The sequence below is a fragment of the Candidatus Accumulibacter meliphilus genome (assembly GCF_036625345.1).
GTDB lineage: Bacteria > Pseudomonadota > Gammaproteobacteria > Burkholderiales > Rhodocyclaceae > Accumulibacter > Accumulibacter meliphilus.
In genome coordinates, this window is sequence record NZ_JAZKTZ010000003.1 from 290,888 (window position 1) to 313,772 (window position 22,885).

26 protein-coding genes and 1 pseudogene are annotated in these 22,885 nt (G+C 62.4%); 17 read left to right on the top strand and 10 right to left on the bottom strand.

The genetic code is table 11. From position 1 onward, the window contains the following. Together V5B40_RS07570 and V5B40_RS07575 are read right to left on the bottom strand one after the other, a co-directional pair. On the bottom strand, positions 1–642 hold the full coding sequence (locus tag V5B40_RS07570; RefSeq protein WP_434735847.1) for a lytic transglycosylase domain-containing protein: 642 nt from the start codon (positions 640–642) through the stop codon (positions 1–3). Further along, positions 627–2,363, bottom strand: a complete 1,737-nt coding sequence (locus tag V5B40_RS07575) for a proline--tRNA ligase (RefSeq protein WP_332353910.1) — start codon at positions 2,361–2,363, stop codon at positions 627–629. Before V5B40_RS07575 ends, V5B40_RS07570 begins: the two co-directional genes overlap by 16 nt. A gap of 343 nt (positions 2,364–2,706) precedes the next feature. On the opposite strand from V5B40_RS07575, the gene V5B40_RS07580 reads away from it, so the two are divergent. Genes V5B40_RS07580 through coq7 form a run of 3 tightly spaced genes read left to right on the top strand, consistent with a single transcriptional unit; the run spans position 2,707 to position 4,506 of the window. Beyond that, positions 2,707–3,258 (top strand): RNA pyrophosphohydrolase, encoded by a 552-nt coding sequence (locus V5B40_RS07580; RefSeq protein WP_332353911.1) that lies wholly within the window; start codon positions 2,707–2,709, stop codon positions 3,256–3,258. Continuing rightward, the gene (locus tag V5B40_RS07585; protein ID WP_332353912.1) at positions 3,255–3,827 is read left to right on the top strand and encodes a CNP1-like family protein; all 573 of its coding nucleotides are present in this window, start codon (positions 3,255–3,257) and stop codon (positions 3,825–3,827) included. The genes V5B40_RS07580 and V5B40_RS07585 overlap by 4 nt, the downstream gene beginning before the upstream one ends. Before the next feature lie 58 nt (positions 3,828–3,885). Next, a complete protein-coding gene (coq7, locus tag V5B40_RS07590; RefSeq protein ID WP_332354167.1) occupies positions 3,886–4,506 on the top strand; it encodes a 2-polyprenyl-3-methyl-6-methoxy-1,4-benzoquinone monooxygenase in 621 nt (206 codons plus the stop codon). Positions 4,507–4,558: 52 nt separating this feature from the next. Here the strand turns inward: coq7 and V5B40_RS07595 are convergent, their stop codons facing one another. Beyond that, complete coding sequence (locus V5B40_RS07595; protein ID WP_332353913.1) at positions 4,559–4,978, bottom strand: OsmC family protein; 420 nt, start codon at positions 4,976–4,978, stop codon at positions 4,559–4,561. Positions 4,979–5,664: 686 nt separating this feature from the next. Between V5B40_RS07595 and rplM the strand changes: the two genes are divergently transcribed. The 5 genes from rplM to erpA all read left to right on the top strand — a co-directional run bounded on the left by rplM (position 5,665) and on the right by erpA (position 8,417). Next, a complete protein-coding gene (gene rplM / locus V5B40_RS07600) occupies positions 5,665–6,093 on the top strand; it encodes a 50S ribosomal protein L13 (RefSeq protein WP_332353914.1) in 429 nt (142 codons plus the stop codon). 9 nt (positions 6,094–6,102) lie between these two features. Then, on the top strand, positions 6,103–6,495 hold the full coding sequence (gene rpsI, locus V5B40_RS07605; RefSeq protein WP_332353915.1) for a 30S ribosomal protein S9: 393 nt from the start codon (positions 6,103–6,105) through the stop codon (positions 6,493–6,495). A 139-nt stretch (positions 6,496–6,634) separates the two neighbouring features. Then, on the top strand, positions 6,635–7,663 hold the full coding sequence (gene argC / locus V5B40_RS07610; RefSeq protein WP_332353916.1) for an N-acetyl-gamma-glutamyl-phosphate reductase: 1,029 nt from the start codon (positions 6,635–6,637) through the stop codon (positions 7,661–7,663). Positions 7,664–7,775: 112 nt separating this feature from the next. Beyond that, positions 7,776–8,021: a bactofilin family protein gene (locus V5B40_RS07615; protein ID WP_332353917.1), complete on the top strand. Its 246-nt coding sequence runs from the start codon at positions 7,776–7,778 to the stop codon at positions 8,019–8,021. A gap of 45 nt (positions 8,022–8,066) precedes the next feature. Continuing rightward, a complete protein-coding gene (gene erpA / locus V5B40_RS07620) occupies positions 8,067–8,417 on the top strand; it encodes an iron-sulfur cluster insertion protein ErpA (protein ID WP_046532376.1) in 351 nt (116 codons plus the stop codon). 164 nt (positions 8,418–8,581) lie between these two features. Here the strand turns inward: erpA and V5B40_RS07625 are convergent, their stop codons facing one another. The 3 genes from V5B40_RS07625 to V5B40_RS07635 all read right to left on the bottom strand — a co-directional run bounded on the left by V5B40_RS07625 (position 8,582) and on the right by V5B40_RS07635 (position 11,139). After that, positions 8,582–10,300, bottom strand: a complete 1,719-nt coding sequence (locus V5B40_RS07625) for a potassium channel family protein (RefSeq protein WP_332353918.1) — start codon at positions 10,298–10,300, stop codon at positions 8,582–8,584. Between the two features lie 204 nt (positions 10,301–10,504). Next, on the bottom strand, positions 10,505–10,888 hold the full coding sequence (locus tag V5B40_RS07630) for a DUF6394 family protein (protein WP_332353919.1): 384 nt from the start codon (positions 10,886–10,888) through the stop codon (positions 10,505–10,507). A gap of 74 nt (positions 10,889–10,962) precedes the next feature. Continuing rightward, on the bottom strand, positions 10,963–11,139 hold the full coding sequence (locus V5B40_RS07635) for a hypothetical protein (RefSeq protein WP_332353920.1): 177 nt from the start codon (positions 11,137–11,139) through the stop codon (positions 10,963–10,965). A 205-nt stretch (positions 11,140–11,344) separates the two neighbouring features. On the opposite strand from V5B40_RS07635, the gene V5B40_RS07640 reads away from it, so the two are divergent. Further along, positions 11,345–11,680, top strand: coding sequence for a hypothetical protein (locus V5B40_RS07640; protein ID WP_332353921.1), 336 nt, complete (start codon positions 11,345–11,347; stop codon positions 11,678–11,680). A gap of 69 nt (positions 11,681–11,749) precedes the next feature. On the opposite strand, the gene purM is transcribed toward V5B40_RS07640, so the two are convergent. Then, positions 11,750–12,787 (bottom strand): phosphoribosylformylglycinamidine cyclo-ligase, encoded by a 1,038-nt coding sequence (gene purM, locus V5B40_RS07645; RefSeq protein WP_332354168.1) that lies wholly within the window; start codon positions 12,785–12,787, stop codon positions 11,750–11,752. Between the two features lie 48 nt (positions 12,788–12,835). On the opposite strand from purM, the gene hda reads away from it, so the two are divergent. From hda to folK, 4 genes are all read left to right on the top strand, one after another. Further along, entirely contained in the window at positions 12,836–13,597 is a 762-nt protein-coding gene (gene hda / locus V5B40_RS07650; RefSeq protein ID WP_332353922.1) for a DnaA regulatory inactivator Hda, read from the top strand. A 20-nt stretch (positions 13,598–13,617) separates the two neighbouring features. Continuing rightward, a complete protein-coding gene (locus tag V5B40_RS07655; protein ID WP_332353923.1) occupies positions 13,618–14,283 on the top strand; it encodes an HAD family hydrolase in 666 nt (221 codons plus the stop codon). Between the two features lie 91 nt (positions 14,284–14,374). Next, positions 14,375–15,742: a polynucleotide adenylyltransferase PcnB gene (pcnB, locus tag V5B40_RS07660; protein WP_332353924.1), complete on the top strand. Its 1,368-nt coding sequence runs from the start codon at positions 14,375–14,377 to the stop codon at positions 15,740–15,742. 30 nt (positions 15,743–15,772) lie between these two features. Next, positions 15,773–16,348, top strand: a complete 576-nt coding sequence (gene folK / locus V5B40_RS07665; RefSeq protein ID WP_332353925.1) for a 2-amino-4-hydroxy-6-hydroxymethyldihydropteridine diphosphokinase — start codon at positions 15,773–15,775, stop codon at positions 16,346–16,348. A 70-nt stretch (positions 16,349–16,418) separates the two neighbouring features. Here folK and V5B40_RS07670 read toward each other — a convergent pair. Together V5B40_RS07670 and V5B40_RS07675 are read right to left on the bottom strand one after the other, a co-directional pair. Continuing rightward, positions 16,419–16,580 (bottom strand): annotated as a pseudogene (locus V5B40_RS07670) (peroxidase-related enzyme); the annotation flags it as partial. A 43-nt stretch (positions 16,581–16,623) separates the two neighbouring features. After that, positions 16,624–18,075 (bottom strand): NAD-dependent succinate-semialdehyde dehydrogenase, encoded by a 1,452-nt coding sequence (locus V5B40_RS07675; protein ID WP_332353926.1) that lies wholly within the window; start codon positions 18,073–18,075, stop codon positions 16,624–16,626. A 164-nt stretch (positions 18,076–18,239) separates the two neighbouring features. Here V5B40_RS07675 and V5B40_RS07680 point away from each other — a divergent pair, with 164 nt between their 5' ends. Then, complete coding sequence (locus tag V5B40_RS07680) at positions 18,240–18,608, top strand: C40 family peptidase (RefSeq protein ID WP_434735848.1); 369 nt, start codon at positions 18,240–18,242, stop codon at positions 18,606–18,608. Between the two features lie 28 nt (positions 18,609–18,636). Here V5B40_RS07680 and V5B40_RS07685 read toward each other — a convergent pair whose 3' ends face one another. Next, complete coding sequence (locus V5B40_RS07685; protein WP_332353928.1) at positions 18,637–19,092, bottom strand: hypothetical protein; 456 nt, start codon at positions 19,090–19,092, stop codon at positions 18,637–18,639. A 169-nt stretch (positions 19,093–19,261) separates the two neighbouring features. On the opposite strand from V5B40_RS07685, the gene V5B40_RS07690 reads away from it, so the two are divergent. From V5B40_RS07690 to V5B40_RS07700, 3 genes are all read left to right on the top strand, one after another. Next, entirely contained in the window at positions 19,262–21,007 is a 1,746-nt protein-coding gene (locus V5B40_RS07690; RefSeq protein WP_332353929.1) for a cation:proton antiporter domain-containing protein, read from the top strand. A 99-nt stretch (positions 21,008–21,106) separates the two neighbouring features. Beyond that, the gene (locus tag V5B40_RS07695) at positions 21,107–22,006 is read left to right on the top strand and encodes a radical SAM protein (protein ID WP_332353930.1); all 900 of its coding nucleotides are present in this window, start codon (positions 21,107–21,109) and stop codon (positions 22,004–22,006) included. After that, entirely contained in the window at positions 22,007–22,855 is an 849-nt protein-coding gene (locus V5B40_RS07700; RefSeq protein WP_332353931.1) for an SIR2 family NAD-dependent protein deacylase, read from the top strand. The last annotated feature ends 30 nt before the right edge of the window (positions 22,856–22,885 follow it).

Below are 22,885 nucleotides of genomic sequence, written 5' to 3' on the forward strand. Positions count from 1 at the left end.
TCAGCGTAGCGCCAGCGCGCTCCGGGTGTACTTCCACTGCTTGTCCCAGGCGGCACGCACCATGTTCGGATAGGCGGCCTGACCGAGGCTGCCGTTGTAACGGCCGAGCGCGCGGTAGAGATCGCCGCGCTCGATGTCGAGGTAGTGGCGAAGGATGGTGCATCCGTAGCGCAGATTGGTGCGCAGATGGAACAGGTTGTCGTCGCTGCGTCCGACCAGTTTGACCCAGAACGGCATCACCTGCATGAAGCCGCGCGCACCGGCGCTCGATACGGCGTACTTCTTGAAGCCGCTTTCGACCTGGATCAGACCAAGAACCAACTGCGGGTCGAGACCGGCACGCGTCGCTTCGTAGTGCACCGAGCGCAGGAATTCCAGCCTGGCGACCGGGTCGGGAATGCGCTTGGCAAGGCGCCCCGACATCTCGGCGAGCCAGTCGGTGGCAACCGCCGAATCGTCGAAAGAGCTGTGCTGCGGCGCGCGGTCGGAAACCGAGCGTGACAGCGCGCCATGCACACTGGCTGAAAGCGGTTCGTACTTCTGCGCACCGGCGAACGCTGCGAGTGGTGCTACCAGCAGCGCCACCAGCAGTGCCAGCGGCAGTGCTGGCAGAAGCGGAAAATGCGTCAGGGAGCGGCGCACAGTCTGGCTTTCAGGAAGGGGCCGATCTCGGCCAGCGGCAGCATCTGCGACTCGCTGTCGCCACGGCCCTTGTACTCGAGCTTGCCTTCGGCGAGGCCGCGGTCGCCGACGACCACCCGGTGCGGGATGCCGATCAGTTCCATTTCCGCGAACATCACGCCCGGACGCTCGTTACGGTCGTCGAGCAGCACGTCGATGCCGGCGCCGCCCAGTGTGGCGTAAAGAGCATCGGCCGCGGCCTTGACGGTTTCGCTCTTGGCATAGCCCATCGGCACGATACAGACTTCGAACGGGGCAATCGCCGCCGGGAAACAAATGCCACGTTGATCGTGCCCCTGCTCGATGGCCGCCCCGACGATGCGCGTGACGCCAATCCCGTAACAACCCATTTCCATGATCCTGCTCTGGCCGCTCTCGTCGAGAAAGCTGCATTTTAGCGCCTCGGCGTACTTGGTACGCAGCTGGAAGATATGCCCCACCTCGACGCCACGGCAGAGTTCCAGGCAGCCTTTGCCGTCAGGAGACGGGTCGCCGGGGACGACGTTCCTGAAATCGGCAACCAGCGTCGGCGCGGCGACGTCGCGGCCAAAATTCACGCCCGTCAGGTGGTAGCCGGCTTCGTTGGCGCCGCAAACGAAGTCGCCCATCACGGCCACGCTGCGATCAACGTAAATCGCCACCTCGCCGACCGCCACCGGACCGAGATAGCCGGGCTGACAGCCCAGTGCGGCAATGATCTCGTCTTCCCGCGCGAAGCGAAACTCGCCGAGGTGCTTGGCCGCTTTCACTTCGTTGAGGTTGTGGTCGCCGCGCAGAAGAATCATGGCCAATGGCCCGGGACTTTCGGCCTCCGCGGCCTCCGGGTTGAGGACGATGGCGATCACCTTGACCGTTCGCATGAGCGGCAAGCCGAGAAACTCGGCGACGTCGGCGCAGGTGATGCGACCCGGCGTGGCAACTTTCTGCATAGTCTCCGCAGCAGGCGGGCGCGCAACCGCCGGGGCAAGGGCTTCCGCCAGTTCGACATTGGCCGCAAAATCCGAATCCGGACAATAGGCCAGCGCGTCCTCGCCGGAATCGGCCAAAACGTGGAACTCGTGTGATCCCGTACCACCAATTGAGCCGGTATCCGCGGAAACAGCGCGGAACTTCAGTCCCAGGCGAGTGAAGATGCGCGTATAGGTTTCGAACATGTTGCGGTATTCGCGCTGCAGGTCTTCGAAACTGCTGTGGAAAGAATAACCGTCCTTCATCAGGAACTCGCGGCCACGCATGATCCCGAAGCGCGGCCGAATTTCGTCGCGGAACTTGACCTGCACCTGGTAAAAGTGAAGCGGTAGCTGGCGGTAGCTCTTGACGTCCTTGCGCACAACGTCGGTAATCACTTCTTCGTGCGTCGGGCCAATGACGAAATCGCGCTGGTGGCGATCCTTGCAACGCAGCAACTCGGGACCATATTTTTCCCAGCGACCGGATTCCTGCCACAGCTCGGCCGGTTGCACCGCCGGCATCGACAATTCGATCGCCCCGGCACGATCCATCTCCTCGCGCACGATCCTCTCCACCTTGCGCAGCACGCGCAAGCCCAACGGCATCCAGGTGTAGATGCCGCCAGCAAGCCGCTTGATCATCCCGGCGCGCACCATCAACTGGTGGCTGATCACCTCAGCGTCGGAAGGCGCCTCTTTGAGCGTCGCCAGGAAAAAACGGGAAGTGCGCATGAGAATCCGCTGAAAAAGGAAGGAAACGGCGATTTTACTCGACAGATGGCCAATCGGCGACGCCAATTGCGCACGCAGGCACTGGCAACCACCGCCGGCGAGCAGGTGGCCAGCGCCAGCACGAGCGGCGAGTTCGGGCGGGCATCGCGCCTGTCGCGGGCAGGACTTTGATCTAATTGCGCCAACGCCCGCCCGTGCTGCTGCTTGCTGGCGACGACGGGTCGGCAAGCGCCACGGCCTTGAGAGCGCGGCGCAACGCACGGCACTGGACGTATACGCTCCTTTTCAAGGGCTTGGAATTGTGGAAAAATGGGCGCAATCAATCGAATTGCAGGATCTATAAATGCTTGATCGTGAAGGCTATCGCCCGAACGTCGGCATCATTCTTTGTAATACCAAGAACGAGGTGTTCTGGGGCAAGCGAATCCGAGAGCATTCATGGCAGTTTCCGCAAGGCGGCATCAAGCGGGGCGAAACGCCGGAACAGGCGATGTACCGTGAGTTGCATGAAGAGGTAGGCTTGCTGCCGGAGCATGTGTTCATCCTTGGTCGCACCAAAGACTGGTTGCGTTACGACGTTCCGACGCACTGGGTACGACGCGAATGGCGCGGCAGTTACCGGGGTCAGAAACAGATCTGGTTTCTGCTTCGCTTGATCGGGCGCGACAACGACGTTTCCTTGCGCGCCTGCGACCATCCCGAGTTCGATGCCTGGCGCTGGAATCATTACTGGGTGTCACTTGACGCGGTCATCGACTTCAAGCGCCGGGTCTACGAGCAGGCATTGAATGAATTGGCCCGTTTCCTGAACGCCGACCACCGGCAGACGCGCCGTTCAGCCACGCCGAGCGCGCAGCGTTCAACTTTGGCGATTGAGGCGACAGACGAGAAATGAACAACACTTTCCCGGAGCTGACACGACGCACGTCATCCAGGCGTACGCTATGGATCTCACGCCTCGCATGCTGGCTCTTGCCCCTCGCCGCACTGCTGCCGTCGCCGGCCTGGTCAGCCCGCGACGAGGGCGGTGATGGCGACTCGGCAAAGCAGAGCACAGAGGCACGAAAAGTCCAGTTTCCCCCGTTTCCACAAGCCGAGAACTTGATCCCTTTCGTGGTCAGTGCGACCGCCGACAGCAAATCCATGATCGACGGCGAGTCACTATCGGTCACGCCGGATCGCGTCGTCTACTACACCCTGGTAATCGTAAGTTCTGCCGGCGCGCGCAACGTCAGTTACGAAGCGATCCGCTGCGCCACCGCCGAGCGCCGTGTCTACGGCTTTGGTCACTCCGATGGTACGTGGTCCAAAGCCCGTGGCGATCAGTGGCTACGCATCGAGGAACAAACAGTCAACCGGCAGCACGCGGCACTTTTTGGCGAGTATTTCTGCACCCTCGGGACCAGCCTGCGCGATGCCGACGACGCACGCCGAATTCTCCGTGCGGGCGGCAATCGGCCCTAGCGCTCACTGATTTCTTGAACTCGCAGCGCAACAACCGGAACAGCAAAGGCCGCGCATGATCACTGACCGCATTGTCATCGAGTTCGACAAGGCTCTGCGCACCCTTTTTGTGCGAGCGCCGACGACACGCAAGATACCCGGCTGCGAGCAGGCAGAAGCGATCCTTTCGGAAAAAGAGCGCGCGCACGCAGAAGCGCTGATGCGCATCAATCATGTCGGAGAGGTCTGTGCGCAGGCGCTTTACCAGGGCCAGGCGCTGAGCTGCAGCGATCCGGGAGTCAGGCAAGCGCTACAACAAGCCGCTTATGAAGAGACAGAACACCTGGCCTGGACCGAGCGCCGCCTCGCCGAACTAGGCGGGCGTACGAGCCTGTTGAACCCGCTGTGGTACCTCGGCGCACTGTCGATCGGATTTGGCGCAGGCAAACTCGGCGATACCTGGAGCCTCGGCTTTCTTGCCGAGACGGAGAGACAGGTCGAGGCACACCTCGACCATCACCTCAGCGATCTCCCGTGGCAGGACCTCAAGTCACGGGCGATTGTCGAGCAAATGCGCCTCGACGAGATTTCACACGCCGCAACGGCCGTGCGCCTCGGCGCTCGCGAACTACCAGCCGCCGCAAGGCTGGCCATGCAACTGGTATCGCGAACCATGACTCGCACAGCCTACTACGTTTAATGCGAATTTCATATGCCAGAAAACCGTCCCTGCGCAGTCCCGAACGCCCGCCTCAATCTTCGATAATTTCGAAATCGTGCGTTATTTCGGCAGTCTTTTCGAGCATGCTGGTCGCCGAACAGTATTTGTCCTTCGACAACTCGATGGCGCGGGCCACCGCTTCGGACTTGAGCTGCTTCCCGGTCACGCGAAAGTGGAAATGAATGCGGGTAAACACCCGCGGCTCGACATCCGCACGCTCGGCCTGCAGGCTGACCTCGACGCCCTTGACGGCGTGTCGCCCTTTTTTGAGGATCAGGACCACGTCAAAGGCCGCACAACCACCGGCACCAGCAAGCATTAGCTCCATCGGACGCGGCGCCAGATTGCGGCCACCCGCCTCGATCGCCCCGTCCATAACGACCGTGTGATTGGTTCCTGTTTCAGCAATGAACGACATTCCGTCGCCGGTCCACTTCACTTTACAGTCCATGCACTACCCTCCCCTTGTTTCCCGACGGGCATGACGACGTGTCAGACCCCGACCGCCAAGACCTGCCTTGCGCTCGCCACTATTGTAGCCGCAAGGCCCCTAGCACAGGCAGCTCATGCCAATGTTGCGTCGCAGCATTCTTACTGGGCAGCAACACCCAACAAGTGCGTCAGAAAGATTGCATATTGTGTAACGAATATACTATATATACAGCAAACCGTTGGATTAATGTCACTTTCATTCTTCAACCAAGCCTTGGTCGTGGATGCCGGAAAAATTATGGCGCAACGCACAAATAATACTTGACCTTTACACTCGGATGCGCGATAATTCTTTCATCGTAAGCAGTAAGCACTTTTGCTGATTCACCTTTTTGGCTTTTTCGGTTGTCTCCTCCACCCTCCTCCTTTGGTGTGGATTTAGCGCGGCTCCAACGAGTCGCGCTTTTTTTTGCCCTGCGACCGGCCGCCAGAGATGGCGACGAGCAGTGCCAGGAACGCGCGCCAGCGACCGGGCACCGGATTGTCGAGTCTCGACTCCGAAAACACAGCACCGGCGCGAACGGCGAGCACCGGCCCTGAACAAATCTGTCGTGCCTGGCGGCCAAACATCGATTGACACCAGCAGGGCAGTTGCCATAACATGCTGGGCTTTCCGTGATCAGGCAAATAAGGACGGCGTTTTTGATGAAGACTTTCTCCGCCAAGTCGCATGAAGTGACCCGCGAGTGGCTTGTGGTTGACGCCACCGACAAGGTATTGGGTCGCCTTGCAACCGAAATTGCTCGTCGCTTGCGCGGCAAGCACAAGCCTGAGTTCACGCCGCACGTCGATACGGGTGACTACATTGTCGTCACCAACGTCGAGAAACTGCGCGTGACCGGCAACAAGGCCGAAGACAAAAAGTACTACCGCCACTCGGGCTACGCTGGTGGTCTCTACGAGACGAACTTCAATAAGATGCAGCAGCGCTTTCCAGGCCGCGTCCTTGAAAAAGCGGTCAAGGGTATGCTCCCGAAGGGGCCTCTTGGTTATGCCATGCTGAAAAAGATGAAGTGCTATGCGGGCACAATCCATCCGCACGCTGCCCAGCAGCCGAAGGTTCTGGAACTCTAAGGGGTCACAATGGCTGATAACTATTTCTACGGCACCGGCCGACGGAAAAGCGCCGTAGCGCGTGTTTTCATGAAGCGCGGCAGCGGCAACTTCGTTGTCAACGGCAAGCCGGTTGATGAATTTTTCTCGCGCGTCACCGGGCGCATGATCGTCCGCCAGCCGCTGCAACTCATTGAGCAACTGTCAGACTTTGACATTCTGGTCAACGTGCAGGGCGGCGGCGAATCTGGACAGGCTGGTGCAGTACGGCACGGAATCACCCGCGCCCTCATCGCCTACGATAGCGAGCTCAAACCAACGCTTTCCAAGGCCGGCTTCGTAACTCGCGACGCGCGTGAAGTCGAGCGCAAGAAAGTCGGCTTCCACAAGGCCCGTCGGCGCAAGCAGTTCTCGAAACGATAAGTCTGCGTCACGAAAAGCGGCTGCGAACTCGCTACGTGCCCGCTACCTGTGTTTTCGTAGCCAAAAGCCGCCCCAGGGCGGCTTTTGTGCTTTGGGGAGGAGCTCGGGACTATGATTGCGGGCTATCCGGGAGTCTTTCATGATCAAGGTTGGAATCGTCGGCGGCACCGGCTACACCGGTGTCGAACTCTTGCGCTTGCTGGCACAACACCCGCAGGTGCAGCTCATCGCCATCACCTCGCGTGCGGAAGCCGGCACGGCAGTCTCGAGCATGTTTCCCAGCCTGCGGCGAAGGCTGGATCTCAAGTTCGCCGATCCAGCCAGCGCGGATCTGCAGAGTTGTGATGTCGTTTTCTTCGCAACGCCCAACGGCGTCGCGATGGCACAGGCGCCAGCGTTGCTTGATGCAGGAGTACGGGTCATTGACCTGGCGGCCGATTTTCGGATCAAGGACGTTGCCGAATGGGAGCGCTGGTACGGGATGTCGCATGCCAGCCCCGAGTGGGTAGCGAAGGCGGTCTACGGACTCCCCGAGCACGACCGTGTCGGCATCAGTAACGCTCGCCTGGTGGCCAACCCGGGGTGTTATCCAACAGCCGTCCAACTGGGCTTCATGCCCCTGGTCGAAGCGGGCTTGGTGGACCTCGACCAACTGATTGCCGACGCCAAATCGGGCGTCTCGGGGGCCGGGCGCAAGGCCGAGGTAGGCGCGCTTTTTTCCGAAGCCGCCGACAATTTCAAGGCCTACGGCGTCCCTGGGCATCGTCATCTGCCCGAGATCCAGCAGGGCTTGTCGAGCATGGCCGCGCAGCCAGTGGGGCTGACCTTCGTCCCGCACCTGACGCCGATGATCCGGGGTATCCATGCGACGCTCTACGCGCGCATCAAAAGCGAGGCCGACTTTCAACAGCTCTTCGAAGAACGCTACAGCGGCGAGGCCTTCGTCGACGTCCTGCCGCCCGGATCGCACCCCGACACCCGCTCGGTACGCGCCGCGAACGTCTGCCGCATTGCGCTGCATCGACCGCAGCAAGGCAAGGTCCTGGTCGTGCTGTCGGTCATCGACAACCTCGTCAAAGGGGCCGCGGGACAAGCGGTACAGAACATGAACATCATGTTCGGTCTCCCGGAAACTGAAGGCCTGTGGCAGTTGGCGGTGCTTCCCTAAAACTCGAACGCCTACGCCAGCGCTTCGGCATCAACGCACCGAAGCTGACCGCCCGCACAGGAGTTCAAGGGAGCGCTCGAGCTCCTGCTCACGGTACGCCAGGAAGGCAAAAATGTTATCATTGAGCGGCGGCTTGCGGGTCGAGGGCAGCATCGCGGTGTCACACGCGGCAATCAACGGCGCCGTCGTCGGCCCGATCGTGGCCAGAGACGCGCTGGAACTCCTCCCCAATGCGCGTGTCACAGGTGACGTTGAATACCGTCAAATCGAAATTCAGCTGGGAGCTGTTGTCGAGAGTCGTCTCATGCACCAGGCAGACACCAAGACGCAGGAACTTAAACTGGCTTCAAGTAGCTGACTTCGCCGTCAGCAGTCTCGGATATCCGCTTCAGGAGAACTACCCATGAATGCAGCAACTGAAATGCCCATGCCTTTCGTTTTTACCGACAACGCGGCCGGCAAAGTGAAGGAATTGATCGAGGACGAAGGCAATCCGGATCTGAAACTTCGGGTTTTCGTCACCGGCGGCGGATGCTCCGGCTTCCAGTACGGTTTCACCTTTGACGAAGTCGCCAACGACGACGATACGGCGCTGCAGAAGAACGGCGTCACGCTGCTGGTCGACCCGATGAGCTATCAGTATCTGGTGGGCGCCGAAATTGACTACACGGAAGGCCTCGAGGGTTCGCAATTCGTCATCAAGAACCCCAACGCCTCGACTACTTGCGGTTGCGGTTCGTCATTCTCGGTGTAGGAAAAGGCAGCAGGAAAGCCTGCGCAAGCATAGGTTTGCAGCGCTTTCCTGCCCGCTCCACATATTCCATCCGCCACGCTCGCAGTTTGCGCTGACGCCCGGTCGGCCGGCCCTGTCCAAGGCCCTGACCCAGCCCGAACAAAAAAGCGGCCTGAGAACAAGCCCTAGCGGCTGCCAGGATCGCCGGCTGCCTTCCGTGCATTGAACCAGCGCCACAACAAGCCCTGTGCATCCTGCCCTGTCAGCACGTATTCGAGGGCATTGCGATTGTCGAGCGTCAGGTTCTGCGTCGCCTTGGCGGCCCGCGTACCGGCAAACAAAAGTTGGTCACCCGGTCTCAAAGCCGTTTCATCGCCCGGCAACTCCTGATCGCGTCCGTCGCGCACCAGCAGCAGCGGCAGAAGCGGCAAAAACTCCTCGCGAGACGACGGATCACGGCGCAACATGCCCAGCTTGATGCGCATCTGCTCCATCATCAACAACCTGTGTGCCGCAGGCGCATCGGCCATGTTCAAGCGAACACTCCAGACCTGCGGTACGCGGTGCACACAGAGTTCCTCGAGTTCCTTGGCGACCATCGCGGCACGTCCGTCCGGCCAGGCGCGCACGTGGCGGAGAAAGCGGGCCAGTAGCGGCGAGGTAATCAGCGCCATGCACTCGCGCGCAACGATCCGTGATGGGACCATGGTGAAATCGGCATCGTAAGCGTCGAACAAGACCTCATTGGCCACCCGGTTCTGGCGCACGACGACGAAGAGGTCCGGGTTGATCTCCTTGGCAGTCATCGCGATCGACAGGTTGTTGGTATCGTTGTCGCCACCGGCGACGATGCCCACCGCGGTTTCTATTCCTGCCAGCCGCAGCGGTTCCGCTTCCATGCCATGGCCGATGATGTGACGGACAGTGACCGGCAAATTCTGCTCCGGAGCGATCACCGTCAGGCTCACCCCCTGCCTCTCCAGATTGCGCACCACCGCCTGCCCGAAGAGACCGTAGCCACAGACCACCCAGTCACCAACCGGCGGATCGTGTCGCTCGGGGAGCGGCTGACCTGGCAGCCCGGTGAGCAGGTCGACCAGACGGAACCAGCTCGGTGAATGAATCGCCTGCGCCAGATAGTCGGCGAACTTCTCGAAGTGATTGACCACGTAGTGAGTCCCGAAGGACATCATGTTGCGCTCGACCGCAGGACTGGCGACGCGCGCCACGACCATCAAGCGTGGATTGACCAGCCGGCTGGCAATCGCCACCGCGAGATTGGCTGCATCGTCGTCGGTGATCGCCAGCACGCCGCGACAATTGCGATGCTTCAAACCGGCGAGCAGCAGGTTTTGCGGTTGCGCCGCATCGGCACAGAGGACCAGAATATCCGCCGCGAAGTCTTCAAGCTCCACTTCCTGGATGCGCGCATCGTTGCGCTCCAGCGCCACCACACGGATGCCGCTGCGATCAAGCGCACGTGCGATCAGCAAACCCGTTTCGCCGCAACCGCAGACGATATAGAAAGGCTCGCCGAGATGCCTGACCCGGCGCGCGAACTGGCCGCTCCGCAGTACCTCCTGAAAGCCCTTGTCCTGAACCAGTGCCAGCAAGCTGATGATCGAGTACGACCAGCCGATCACCGAGAGGAAGATACACAACGTGACCCACATCCGCTGGGCGTCGGAAAAGGGCACCGGAATTTCGCCAAAACCAATGGTGCTGGCGGTGTAGCTAACGAAGTAGAAGGCGTGAAAGAAACTCATCGGCGGTGCCGGGCGGCCGTGCTCGTCGATGCCGGGAACCAGCGTCAGGCCAAGGGTGGACACCGCATAGAGGACGATCAGCACGATCAGCGGCACGCGCATCCGCCGCAGGGCCAGAAAGAAGATGCTGGTGTTCATTCCGGCGCCACCATCAACGGTCATGACCTGTCGAGATGCCGGAGATCACAAAAATCATGGCCGTCCCCCCCTCTTCCCCTGCAGTGCGCATTCCGGCTTGCACGCCGGAATCGTTCGTCGGGCAGGGAGCATGCTCCCTGAATTCCCCGCCTCACCCCGCGGGGGGAGCAGGGAGCTTCCTGAGTCGCTTGCGCGATTTTCACACTAACGTCGCAACATCACCGTTTCCGCAATCAGCAACACCAGCGAAACGAAGTTTGCCAGCAAGGCGCCACCACTGAGTGAGACGACGCTGGTAGTGACGTAAGCGGTCATTCCCTCGCCGGTCACCTGCACGGCAATCGCCCATACGCAGGCTGCGGCCACCAGTTGCAGGTCAGCGACCAGGCTGGTCGACAGGTGCACCGCGCCGATCTGCGTGCGGTCGCCGAACTTCAGGACAGTGGCGATCAGGTTGACGACAATCGCGGCAAACAGCTCATAGATGTGGTGGTGCATCGGATTATCGATATCGCCAATGAAGAAGCCGAAGTTCAGCGTTGCCGCGAGAACGATAAAAAAACCGAAAATCACCTTCTCGAGATTCATGAGCACCCTCTCTGCGGCAGACAAAGCCGGCGCACTACCGCCAAGCACTTAGCTTGACAGCATACTCGCCTGCGCTACGAAAGAAAACCGCTGAGCCGCAGCGCCAGCGACGACGAGAGCGGGAACTCGCGCGACGGACCCGCATGGTCGATCGCAAAGCCCGCCGGCAGAACACGCCCGGCAGTCGCCTCAAGGAAGCTCAGCGCATCACCCATGCCGTAGCCGGGCGTCAGATTGGCGCTGATGGTCACCGCCCGCCGCTGACCGCGGCACCATCCGTGAAGTTGATCGCAGCGATACGGCCGCCAATCTCCGACCACCAGTGCTAAAGTTCGGCCTGAAGTTTGCCGTTGACCGATTGTCTGCTGATGGCCCGCAGGCCGCTCGGATTCTTTGTGTAGCGGTCTCTTGTATCGAGAAACCGCAAAATTAACGGGGGGAGGAGAGAGCAGGACAATGAGAATTCCCGCTGAAGTGGTACCGCCCGTCGCGAACATCAGGCGAGAATCCGACGACGTCAGCAAACCGGAACCCGTGACCGGCGCCAAAGGCATCAACAACGAGCTTTCGAGTGCGCTGCCAAAGCAGCCCTGGCCAGCCCCTGAGCGACCGCGGCGCGAGCCGCACGATGCTCCCGAAAACACGCCGACCGAGGCGGAGAATCCGCCAGCAGCGGTCGAGCGGCGGCAGAAGGAACGGCGCTCGGAAAAGCGCCCCGTCTTGCTCGACACCCGTTCAAAAAGCGGCCGCCGAAAAGCTGGCGGCGACGTCAAGATCAACATCAAGGTCTGATCGCCAAGCACGCTCGGCCAGCATGGCTCAGCTCATAGATCACTCAGCACCGAGCACTCACCCTCATACTCACGCTACGGTGGTCTGCGCTTGGCCCTCGCCGCGCGGCTTGATGCTACCGATGACCAGCGCTGCTTCGCCAGCATCATTGAGGATCTTGATGGCCTGTGGTACATCCTCGCGGGCAACGACGACAACCATGCCGATCCCGCAGTTGAAGACACGGTGCATTTCGTCATCGCTGACGCCGCCTTCCTGCTGCAGCCAGTCGAACAATTTCGGCCGCTGCCACGCCGCCTGAACGATCTCGGCGCGAACATTGTCCGGCAGGATGCGCGGCACGTTACCGGTCAAACCACCCCCCGTAATGTGCGCCATGCCCTTGACCGGCAGCGCCTGCATCAATGCCACGAGTGGCTTGACGTAGATTCGCGTGGGCGCCATCGCCGCATCGGCCAGCGTCTGCTCGCCGTCGAAAAGCGCCGCCAGATCAGCCCCGGAACGGGCGATGATCTTGCGTACCAGCGAGTAGCCGTTGGAATGCGCACCCGACGACGGGAGGCCGAGCAGCACGTCACCCGGAATGATGGTCGACCCATCGATGATTGCCGATTTTTCGACGATGCCGACCGCAAAACCGGCCAGATCGTATTCGCCTTCGGGATACATCCCCGGCATTTCAGCGGTCTCGCCGCCGATCAGGGCGCATCCCGCCCGTTCGCAGCCCTCGGCAATGCCCTTGATGACGCGCGCCGCAGTACCGACATCGAGCTTGCCGCAGGCCAGGTAATCAAGGAAGAAGAGCGGTTCGGCGCCTTGTACGAGAATGTCGTTCACACTCATCGCTACCAGGTCGATGCCGATCGTGTCATGCCGCCGCAGCTGGAATGCCAGCTTGAGTTTGGTGCCGACACCATCGGTACCCGAGACCAGTACCGGCTCGCGATAGCGCTTCGGGACCTCGAACAGGGCGCCAAAGCCGCCGATGCCTCCGAGTACCCCTTCGCGCAGCGTCTTTCTGGCAAAGGGCTTGATACGTTCGACGAGTTCATCACCGGCGTCGATGTCAACTCCAGCATCGCGATAGGAGAGAGATTCCAGAGTCATCTTGTAGCGCGTCCCGAGCAAGGCTGGCAGATGCCACGTGGTGGTAGAATGGGCCACTTCGATCTGCCCGATCCCGAATTTTATCCGAAATGGCCCTCCCGCGTGCTGATCGCACCGCAAACCCGCAAGCTTGAACTACTCCAGATGCGCCAGTTGATTCTCGACCTGCTGCCGGAAGAGCGACCCCGCTTCGAGAATTTCGTCGTTGGCAGTAACGGTGAAGCGCTGACCGGATTAGCCTCCTGGCTGGCGCCGGCCAACCGCGAGCCGCTGTTCTTTCTCTGCGGTGAAGCCGGCGCCGGTAAATCGCACCTCCTACAGGCCAGCGAAGCCGCGTACACGGATGCGCGAGTGGACCCCGATCTGTCGGGAATGTCGCCATGCGCACCGAACGACAGCGCCTACGCCGTGGACAACGTCGAAGCACTCAGCGCCTGCGGACAGATCAGCCTTTTCAACCTGATCAATCGCCTAAGCGCCAGCGGCGGACGCCTCCTCGCGGCGGCCAGCGTGCCCCCGCGACAACTCGTCTTGCGCGAAGATCTGCGTACCCGGCTCGGTAGCAGCCTGGTCTACCGACTGCAACCCTTGAGCGACGCCGAGAAACTGGCAGCGCTCGGCGAGCAGGCCCGGGCACGCGGGCTGACCCTGCCGCCGGACGCTCTGGCCTACCTTTTCCTGCGCGCACCGCGCGACATGCGCAGCCTGAGCGCCTTGCTGATGGCCATCGACCGCTACTCGCTGGAACATAAACGCCCGCTCACCCTGAGCTTGCTGCGCGAAGTCCTGCAGGCGCCACTGCAGCTCTAAGCTGCCCGAAAGGCCTACCCATGGATCTTGTTCTTTTTGACCTTGACAATACCCTGATCGCTGGTGACAGCGACTTTGAATGGGCGCAGTTCCTGATCGCCAAAGGGGTTCTCGACCGCGCCTTGTACGAAGCACGAAACCTGGAATTTTACGAGCAGTACAAGGCCGGCACGCTCGATATCGAAGTCTTCCTCGATTTCCAGCTGCAGCCGCTGACGCGCTACCCACGCGAAGTTCTCGACGCCTGGCTCGGCGAGTTCATGAGCCGACACATCCTGCCGATCGTCGGTGGCAAGGCACGCGCCCTGGTTCGCCGGCACCTCGACAGCGACGCACTGTGCGCCATCGTCACCGCTACCAACAGTTTCGTCACCGCGCCCCTGGCCCGCAATCTCGGCATCGCGCATCTGATTGCCACCATTCCTGCCCACGAGAACGGCCGCTTCACCGGCCAGCCGCGCGGCACACCGTCGTTCCGCGAAGGCAAGATCATTCGTGTCGAGGCCTGGCTTGAAGCGATGGGCCTGTGGTGGGGAAGTTTCGAGCGCAGTTGGTTCTACAGCGACTCGCAGAATGACCTGCCCTTGCTGTCCAAGGTCAGCAATCCGGTCGCGGTAGACCCTGACCCGACGCTGCGCGCGCACGCCAAATCCGCCGGCTGGCCGGTCGTCAGCCTCCTGGGCTGACGCGCAGCACCGATCAATCGCTGATGGCGCAAGCAATATCGGCTATCATGCCGCGCCTGGAGTACCACAACACAGGACCAAGAATCGATCGATGATCCGCAAGTTCATATCCCGCGTTCTCGGAAGAAAAGGCAGCGACAAGCGCGACGAACCGGCACTGATCGCCGTTGACCAGCACGGCCTGCAGCGGGAGCAGATCAGCCGTGGCTGCCGGCAGACTGTCGAGGACTTGCAGCAGAATGGCTACCAGGCCTACATCGTCGGCGGTGCGGTTCGCGACCTGCTTGCCGGATTAACGCCGAAAGATTTCGACGTCGCCACCAACGCCACCCCGGAGCAGGTCCGCCGCTGCTTCCGGCGCTCGCGGATCATTGGCCGCCGCTTCCAGATCGTGCACGTCAACATGGGCGCGGAAACCATCGAAGTGACCACTTTCCGCGGCCATCACGGCGAAGACGGTGCACATGGCGGCAACAAGGCACAGACCGACGCGCAGGGCCGCTTGCTGCGCGACAACGTTTTTGGCAGCCAGTCGGAAGACGCCGCGCGCCGGGATTTTACGGTCAACGCGCTGTACTACGACCCCAGCTCCGAAACCATCATCGACTACCACCACGGCGTCGCCGACCTGCAGCAGAAGACCCTGCGCATGATTGGTGATCCCAAGACGCGCTACCGCGAAGACCCGGTGCGCATGCTGCGGGCAGTGCGCCTGGCGGCCAAGATCGGGCTGGCCATCGACCCGGCGGCACGGCGGCCGATCCGCGAGATGGCTGATCTGCTCGACAACGTGCCGCCGTCGCGCCTGTTTGACGAGATGCTCAAGCTGCTCACTTGCGGGCATGCGCTGCGCTGCGTCACACGCCTGCGTGAAGAAGGGCTCCATAACGGCGTCCTGCCCATGCTCGACGTGATCCTCGAGCAGCCGCGCGGCGAACGCTTCGTGGTGCTCGCCCTGGAGGCCACCGACCGGCGCGTCGAGGAAGGCAAACCGATCTCGCCGGGCTTCCTTTTCGCCACGCTGCTCTGGCATCAGGTCCTGGCCACCTGGGAGCCGCTAAAGAACAGCGGCGAACCCGCGATCCCCTCACTTTTCCTGGCCATGGACAAAGTCCTGCACGTACAGGCCGAAAAGCTCGCCATCACCCGACGCATTGCCGGCGACATCAAGGACATCTGGGCTCTGCAGCCGCGCTTCGAACAGCGCTCCGGAAAGCGAGCCTACGGCGTGCTGCAGCAGCCACGTTTCAAAGCCGGCTACGACTTCCTGCTGCTGCGCGTCGAATCTGGCGAAGTCGAGCAGGAGATCGGCGACTGGTGGACCGAGTTTCTGCATGCCAGCGATGAAGCCCGCGCGGCGATGCTCCTGCCGGCGGCACCGGGAATGGCCAGGAAACGCCGTCGCCGGCGCCGTCGCGCCAGCGAGGACACTGGGCAAAACCCCAACGCTGCGGAATGACTCGCGCTGACGCGGCGCTAATGAGCGCTAATGGGCGCTGATCCCGCGCAGCCGGCAGAAAGAAGCGCCGAAGCCAAGCAACTGCCGGCCGCGTCGCGCACCGACAGCACAGACGAGCACCTGGCCTACGTCGCCCTGGGCGCCAACCTGGCGGACCCTCTGGCGCAGGTCCGTGCAGCCGGTCGCGCGCTGGCCGACGTACCCGAATGCCGACTGCTGCGCCTGTCGTCGCTGTACCGCAGCGCGCCGGTGGGAAACCGCTCGATCCGCGGCCAGGCCGATTTCATCAACGCCGTCGCCGCCCTGCACACTCGCCTGACGCCGCCGCAACTGCTCGACGCCCTGTTCGCCATCGAACGTCTTTTTGGACGCCGCCGCGAGTATCACCACGCGCCACGCACCCTCGACCTCGACCTCTTGCTTTACGATGACCAGACCGTCGATAGTCAGCGGCTGCGCGTACCGCACCCGCGCATGCACCTGCGCGCTTTCGTCATCGCACCGCTGCTCGAAATCGCACCGCAGACGCTGATCCCCGGCCGCGGCAGCGCTGCCGCCTGGCTACCGGCGGTCAGCATGCAAGGCATCGCGAGGCTGGCTGATTAATGTGAAAGTCGCGTACGCGACTCACGAAACTCCCGTCGCCCCTTGCGCGAGAAGGGCCAGGATCAGGCCCCTTCGGCAAGCGACTGATCAGGAAGAACTCGTCGTTCGCACGCATCGATGTCATGTTCGCCATGCGGTTCGACATCGGGAAAAAGGCAGCCACGGCGCCAATGTCCCAGATGTCCGGATCGGAAAATCCGTGCTCGCGCAGGACAGTGAAATCACCGCAGCCGCCCCCCACCAGCATCGTCACCGGAGGAATTCCCGCCAACGCGTCAAACGGTACTGAAGCAGAGGTACTTGATCTCGAGATACTCATCAAGCCCGTGCTTCGAGCCTTCGCGGCCCAGCCCGGACTGCTTGACACCACCGAAAGGCGCGACCTCGTTCGAAATCAGGCCGGTATTGATGCCGATCATGCCGTATTCGAGTGCTTCACCGACGCGCAGACAACGCGCGACGTCACGCGAGTAAAAGTAGGCGGCAAGACCGAACTCCGTGTCATTGGCCATGTGCACTGCCTCCGCCTCGTCGGCAAACCTGAACACCGGGGCGACCGGGCCAAAGGTTTCTTCTTGCGCAACGCGCATATCGCTGCTCACGTCGGCAAGTACCGTCGGTTCAAAGAAAGTGCCGCCACGTTGATGACGACTGCCGCCGGTCACCACCCGCGCGCCCTTGCGCAGCGCGTCTTCGATATGCGCCTGCACCTTGCTCAAAGCAGCTTCGTCGATCAACGGCCCCTGCGTGACACCTTCGTCGCTTCCCGGTCCAACGCGCAGCGACTGCACGCGCCTGGCCAGCTTGGCGACAAAAGCGTCATAGACGCCGTCCTGAACCAGAAAACGGTTGGCGCAGACGCAGGTCTGCCCGGTATTGCGGTACTTGGCGATCAGCGCCCCTTCGACCGCCGCATCGACGTCCGCATCATCGAAAACGATGAATGGCGCGTTGCCGCCCAACTCGAGCGATAGCTTCTTGATCGTCGGCGCGCTCTGCGCCATCAGCAGGCGACCGACCTCCGTCGAGCCGGTAAACGACAGCTTGCGAATCACCGGGCTGCCGGTCAGTGTTGCCCCGATGGTCTTCGGGTCGCCGGTCAGCACGTTGAACACGCCGGCTGGCAGTTCGGCGTCGTGCGCCAGCCTGGCCAGCGCCAGCGCCGTCAGCGGCGTCTGCTCGGCCGGTTTGACGACCACCGTACAACCGGCGGCAAGCGCCGGCGCCACCTTGCGGGTGATCATCGCCAGGGGGAAGTTCCACGGCGTGATCGCCGCACAGACGCCGATCGGCTGGCGAATGGTCAACAAGCGCCGATCAGCGGCCGGACTTGGAATGCTCTCGCCATAGGCACGCTTGCCCTCTTCGGCAAACCACTCGACAAACGACGCCCCGTAAGCCACCTCCCCGCGCGCCTCGACAATCGGCTTGCCGGATTCGGCAGTCATCAACTGCGCCAGGTCCTCGGTGTTTTCAAGGATCAGGTCAAACCAGCGGCGCAAAGCCGCGGCGCGTTCCTTGGCCGTCTTTGCCCGCCACTCCGGCAGTGCGACGGCAGCCGCATCGATCGCTCGTACCGTCTCGACAGCGGTCATCAACGGCACATCGGCAATGGCTGTACCAGTTGCCGGGTCAATGACGGCCAGCGTTCGGCCATCGTCGGCGGCTTCCCAGCGACCATCGATGTAGCAGTCGGAGCGCAACAGGCGCGGATCGTTCAGATGCATGACAATCTCCGTATTTCTGAAAACCGCAGTTTATACTGTGCGTCATGCGTGTACTACAGTTCCTCGTCGCAAGTCTCCTATTACTGCTGCTTGTGGCCTGCGGCAGCATTCCCGCGCCAAGAGCGAGCAATTCGGCGGACAGACCGCTGGCCAGCGAAAAAGGCATGGACGTGGTGATCTTCGCGCTCGGGCTGATCGACACCAACTACCGCTTCGGCGGCAAGAACCCCGAAGCCGGCTTCGACTGCAGCGGTATGGTCAGCTACATCTACCGACAGGCAGCCGACGTCAGGGTCGCTGGCAGCGCAGCCGACATCGCGCGTCACGGCCGCCCGGTGGACCGCGCTGAGCTGCGCCCTGGTGACCTGGTTTTCTTCAACACCGGCAACGCCCCTTATTCGCACGTCGGCATCTACATCGGCGATGATCGCTTCGTGCACGCCCCATCGACTCGCGGCCAGGTGCGCATCGATAAACTGGCCGCCAGCTACTACGCACAGCGCTTCCAGACGGCACGCAACTACTTCGACTGAACGCCACGTAATTCCACTGAACTTGCAGCTAGTCGTTGCGTAGCTCGACGCGGCCCTCGACCACCCGCACCCGGTCGCCCTTATGCACCGTCGGCTCGTCGCTCTGTTCAAGGAAAGCGAAACTGCCGTCCTCGTAGCGAACGGTAAGCACGTAGATCAGCACCGGCGCCGCCGCCAGGCGCGCATCCTTGACGGTTGTGCCGGAAGCGAGAACCGGTGTCGTCACCATGTGCGCGGTGGGCGACGCGGGGTTCTGGCGGGCGGCGTTGGCCGGATCGCGACGACCCGACGCCTGGCGATTCTCCGAACGTAGCCCGACGACGACACCACAGCGCTCGCAAGGCCCGCCACGTTGCGCTCGCTTCAACTCGCGATAATCATCCACGCTACTGGGTAACTGTAACTGCGAGTTGCCTTGCGCCAGCGCCAACGGCGATAGGGCAAGCGCCAGCAACAAGCCGGCGAGAATGTGTTCGTGCTTCATGACCTGCCACTCCTTCTCAATGCAGTGAGTCTCGACGGCCCACCCTGCCCGCAGGCGGCAAACCGGCCAAGCGAGTGATCTTAGCACCACCGGAGCGGGCGCCGGCAGGCCGAAAGCACGTTAGTATTGGGCTCTCGACCCACTTGGCCGAGTTCTCGGACAGCGCACCATGGACCCCAAGTCTTTCGTTGACTCCGCAGTGCTCTTGCTGGTCGTCGCCGCGATCGCCGTTACCGTGTTTAGGCATTTCGGCCTCGGTTCAGTGCTTGGCCTGCTGGTCACCGGAATCATCGTCGGGCCGCATACGGCGGGGCCTTTCGTTACCACCAGCGTCGACGACGTCCGCCAATTCACCGAACTCGGGGTGGTGCTGCTGCTGTTCCTGATCGGCCTGGAGATGAAACCACGCCATCTGTGGGATCTACGGCGCACCCTTTTCGGCCTCGGTTCGCTGCAGATCGTTCTGTCCGCTTTGCTGATCGCCGGCTACTTCTGGCTCTTCGAGCACCGCTGGAGCACGGCGCTGCTGATCGGCTTCAGCTTCGCCCTGTCCTCCACGGCCTTCGTGGTGCAGATGCTCAGAGATCAGGGCGAAATCGCCAGCCATCACGGTCAGACAGCGTTTGCCGTGCTGCTGATGCAGGATCTGGCGATCGTGCCGCTGCTGGCGCTGGTGCCGGTCCTCGCCGACGTCGGACCCCTGCCCAAGGACATGCCCTTGTGGGAGCAGCTCGGCGTGGCAGCGACGATGGTCGCCCTGGTGGTCTGCGGCGGTCGCTATCTGGTGCCGCGGATCCTCGACCATCTGGCGCGCCAGAACAACCGCGAAGCTTTCCTGCTGGCGGCAATGGGCGCCGTGTTCATCGCCGCCTGGGCGATGCACCATGCCGGCATGTCCATGGCCCTGGGCGCCTTCCTGATGGGGATGATGCTCTCGACCTCGCGCTACAGCCTGCAAATCGAGGCCGGCATGGAGCCGCACAAGGGGCTGCTGATGAGCCTCTTCTTCGTCGCCGTCGGCATGTCGCTGGACGTGGGACTGCTGGTCCAGCACCCCTTCAAGTTCGGCCTGCACGTGCTGGCGATCATCGTCATCAAAATCCTCGTGCTCTACCTGCTCTGTCTGAGCTTCGGAACCGGGCGTCGCATCGCCTTGAAGGTGTCCTTCCTGCTGGCGCAGGGCGGCGAGTTCGGCTTCGTGCTCTTCGGCGCCGCCAAAGCGCTGGGAATCATCGACGATCTCGTATTCGTCATGGCTGCGGCCGTCATTTCACTCACCATGTTGCTCACCCCGATGCTGGTGAAGCTCGGCAACTGGCTCGCGCAACACACCGCAGTGCCGCCCACCGGCGTTGACCCGAGCTTCCGTTACTCCGGGCAGGGCAGCGAATCGGCAGTGCGCGTGGTGATCGGCGGCTATGGCCGCGTCGGCCACACCGTCGGGACCATCCTGGCCAGTACCGGCATCTCCTACGTCGCCTTCGATACCGACGCCGTATTGGTCGCCAAATGGAGTGCCGAAGGTCATCCGGTGTTCTACGGTGACCTCGCCGACCCGCAGTTACTGATCGCTGCGTCCTTGCAGAACGTCGACCTGGTCGTGCTGACCATCGACCAGCGGCACACCGCCGTCCGCGCCGCGTCGCTGATCCGCTCGCAACTGCCGCAGGTGAGCATCGTCGCCCGCGCGCGCGATCTGGCCAGCTGCGATGCCCTGCTGCGCGCCGGCGTCAGCAAGGCCTATCCCGAGACACTCGAAGCCAGCCTGCGCCTGGCGGCCGAAACCCTGGAATCGCTGGGCATCAGCAACGACGAGACCGATATGCTGTTGCGCGAAGTGCGCAGCGCAGACTATGCACTGGTGCGCTCCGGCCCGGAAGGGCAAGCACCGTCGCGCCGCGCGCGCAAGAGCTGAGACCGCCATCGCCACCTGGCGACCATCACCAAGAGGGCGAAAGCAGGCTAATATGGACTTCATCACTCGCTGCTTGCCGCTCCCGCGCTCCCCGATACCATGCCATCCGTCATCCCGATCCGTTACATCGAACCTGTTTACCGGCCACCCAGCGAAGCCGAGTCGCTGATCCTGCCGATCACCGACGGCTGTTCGTGGAACCACTGCACTTTCTGCGAAATGTACACCGCGGCGCAGAAACGCTTTCGTGCGCGCGACGAGAGCGAGGTGCTGGAGAGCATACAGCGCAGCGGCGAACGCTTCGGCAGCGAGATCCGGCGCGTCTTCCTGGCCGATGGCGACGCCCTGGTACTTCCCACGCGCCGCCTGCTCGCCGTCCTCGACGCCATCCGCCAGCACCTGCCGGCCGTGCGCCGCGTATCGAGCTACTGCCTGCCGCGCAATCTGCGCCGCAAATCGGTCGACGAACTGCGCGAACTGGCCGCCGCGGGCCTGTCGATCGCCTACGTCGGTGCCGAATCCGGCGACGATGAAGTCCTCGAACGGGTCAACAAGGGCGAGACTTTCGAATCGACGCGCGCCGCGCTCGACAAGCTCGGAGCCGCCGGCATCACGCGCTCGGTGATGATTCTCAACGGTCTCGCCGGCCCGGCGCTGTCCCTGCGCCACGCCGAGAACTCGGCACGCCTGCTCAATGCCACGCAGCCCGAGTATCTGGCGACGCTGGTGCTCAGCTTCCCCCTCGGCGAGGAACGTTTCCGTGGCGGCTTCCCGGGCTGGCGGCCGCTCAGCCAGCACGAGCTGTTCGTCGAAATGGAAAGTTTTGTCGACCAACTGCAACTCAAACGCACGGTTTTCCGCAGCGACCACGCGTCGAACTGGCTGGTGCTGAAGGGCACACTGGGCGCCGACAAGCGGCGCTTGCTGCAGCAGCTGCGGCAGGCTATCACCGATCCGCAAGGCGCGCCACTGCGACCGTCCTGGGCGCGCGGATTGTAAGTGCCTAGCGACTACCAGCGTTGCGCGGAACTGATCGCCCAGGCCGATGGCCTGCTGATCACGGCCGGCGCCGGCATCGGTGTCGATTCAGGCCTGCCCGATTTTCGCGGCGCACAGGGTTTCTGGGGCGCCTACCCGGCACTCGGTCGAGCGCGCATCGCCTTCGAGCAGATTGCCAATCCGGCCGCCTTCGAGCGCCAGCCCCGCCTCGCCTGGGGCTTCTACGGGCATCGCCTGCAGCTCTACCGACGCACCGTTCCCCAGCAGGGCTTTGCGATCCTGCGCCGGATCGGCGAAAGGCTGGCGCATGGCAGTTTCGTATTCACCAGCAATGTCGACGGGCAATTTCAGAAAGCGGGTTTTCCCGACGAGCGCATCAGCGAATGCCACGGCTCCATCCATCACCTGCAGTGCAGCGCTGGCTGTAGCGCCGACCGCGACAGCATCTGGCCCGCCGACGACTTCGAGCCCGAGCTCGACGAAGAACGGTGCCTGCTGACCGGCGACTTGCCGCTCTGCCCCCGCTGCCGGAAAATCGCCCGCCCGAACATCCTGATGTTCGGCGACTGGGGATGGCTGGGGCAGCGCAGCGACGCCCAGGATCGCCGCCGGCAAGCCTGGCTGCGGCGCGTCGAGCGCCTGCTGATCATCGAAGTCGGCGCCGGCACCAACATCCCGACCGTGCGCCTGCTCGGCGAGCGCCTCAAGGGAACTCTGATCCGTATCAACCCCAGCGAAGCGCAACTCCCCGCTGAAAAAAGCGGCAAAGACGGAAAAGCTGGCCACGGCCTGGCTATCGCTGCCGGCGGTCTGGAAGCGCTGCGCGCCATCGCCGCGAGTCTCGACTAGCGAGCAGCGCCGACTCCTGGTGGTGCCGCG

Bases quoted from the DNA above. Each gene is read 5' to 3' on its own strand.
- V5B40_RS07685 (WP_332353928.1), bottom strand. From the start codon at position 19,092: ATGAAGCACGAACACATTCTCGCCGGCTTGTTGCTGGCGCTTGCCCTA.
- argC (WP_332353916.1), top strand. From the start codon at position 6,635: ATGATCAAGGTTGGAATCGTCGGCGGCACCGGCTACACCGGTGTCGAA.
- rplM (WP_332353914.1), top strand. From the start codon at position 5,665: ATGAAGACTTTCTCCGCCAAGTCGCATGAAGTGACCCGCGAGTGGCTT.
- V5B40_RS07580 (WP_332353911.1), top strand. From the start codon at position 2,707: ATGCTTGATCGTGAAGGCTATCGCCCGAACGTCGGCATCATTCTTTGT.
- V5B40_RS07625 (WP_332353918.1), bottom strand. From the start codon at position 10,300: ATGAACACCAGCATCTTCTTTCTGGCCCTGCGGCGGATGCGCGTGCCG.
- V5B40_RS07675 (WP_332353926.1), bottom strand. From the start codon at position 18,075: ATGCATCTGAACGATCCGCGCCTGTTGCGCTCCGACTGCTACATCGAT.
- V5B40_RS07655 (WP_332353923.1), top strand. From the start codon at position 13,618: ATGGATCTTGTTCTTTTTGACCTTGACAATACCCTGATCGCTGGTGAC.
- rpsI (WP_332353915.1), top strand. From the start codon at position 6,103: ATGGCTGATAACTATTTCTACGGCACCGGCCGACGGAAAAGCGCCGTA.
- V5B40_RS07630 (WP_332353919.1), bottom strand. From the start codon at position 10,888: ATGAATCTCGAGAAGGTGATTTTCGGTTTTTTTATCGTTCTCGCGGCA.
- erpA (WP_046532376.1), top strand. From the start codon at position 8,067: ATGAATGCAGCAACTGAAATGCCCATGCCTTTCGTTTTTACCGACAAC.
- hda (WP_332353922.1), top strand. From the start codon at position 12,836: ATGGGCCACTTCGATCTGCCCGATCCCGAATTTTATCCGAAATGGCCC.
- V5B40_RS07640 (WP_332353921.1), top strand. From the start codon at position 11,345: ATGAGAATTCCCGCTGAAGTGGTACCGCCCGTCGCGAACATCAGGCGA.
- V5B40_RS07680 (WP_434735848.1), top strand. From the start codon at position 18,240: ATGGACGTGGTGATCTTCGCGCTCGGGCTGATCGACACCAACTACCGC.
- V5B40_RS07595 (WP_332353913.1), bottom strand. From the start codon at position 4,978: ATGGACTGTAAAGTGAAGTGGACCGGCGACGGAATGTCGTTCATTGCT.
- pcnB (WP_332353924.1), top strand. From the start codon at position 14,375: ATGATCCGCAAGTTCATATCCCGCGTTCTCGGAAGAAAAGGCAGCGAC.
- folK (WP_332353925.1), top strand. From the start codon at position 15,773: ATGGGCGCTGATCCCGCGCAGCCGGCAGAAAGAAGCGCCGAAGCCAAG.
- purM (WP_332354168.1), bottom strand. From the start codon at position 12,787: ATGACTCTGGAATCTCTCTCCTATCGCGATGCTGGAGTTGACATCGAC.
- V5B40_RS07585 (WP_332353912.1), top strand. From the start codon at position 3,255: ATGAACAACACTTTCCCGGAGCTGACACGACGCACGTCATCCAGGCGT.
- V5B40_RS07695 (WP_332353930.1), top strand. From the start codon at position 21,107: ATGCCATCCGTCATCCCGATCCGTTACATCGAACCTGTTTACCGGCCA.
- V5B40_RS07615 (WP_332353917.1), top strand. From the start codon at position 7,776: ATGTTATCATTGAGCGGCGGCTTGCGGGTCGAGGGCAGCATCGCGGTG.
- V5B40_RS07690 (WP_332353929.1), top strand. From the start codon at position 19,262: ATGGACCCCAAGTCTTTCGTTGACTCCGCAGTGCTCTTGCTGGTCGTC.
- V5B40_RS07575 (WP_332353910.1), bottom strand. From the start codon at position 2,363: ATGCGCACTTCCCGTTTTTTCCTGGCGACGCTCAAAGAGGCGCCTTCC.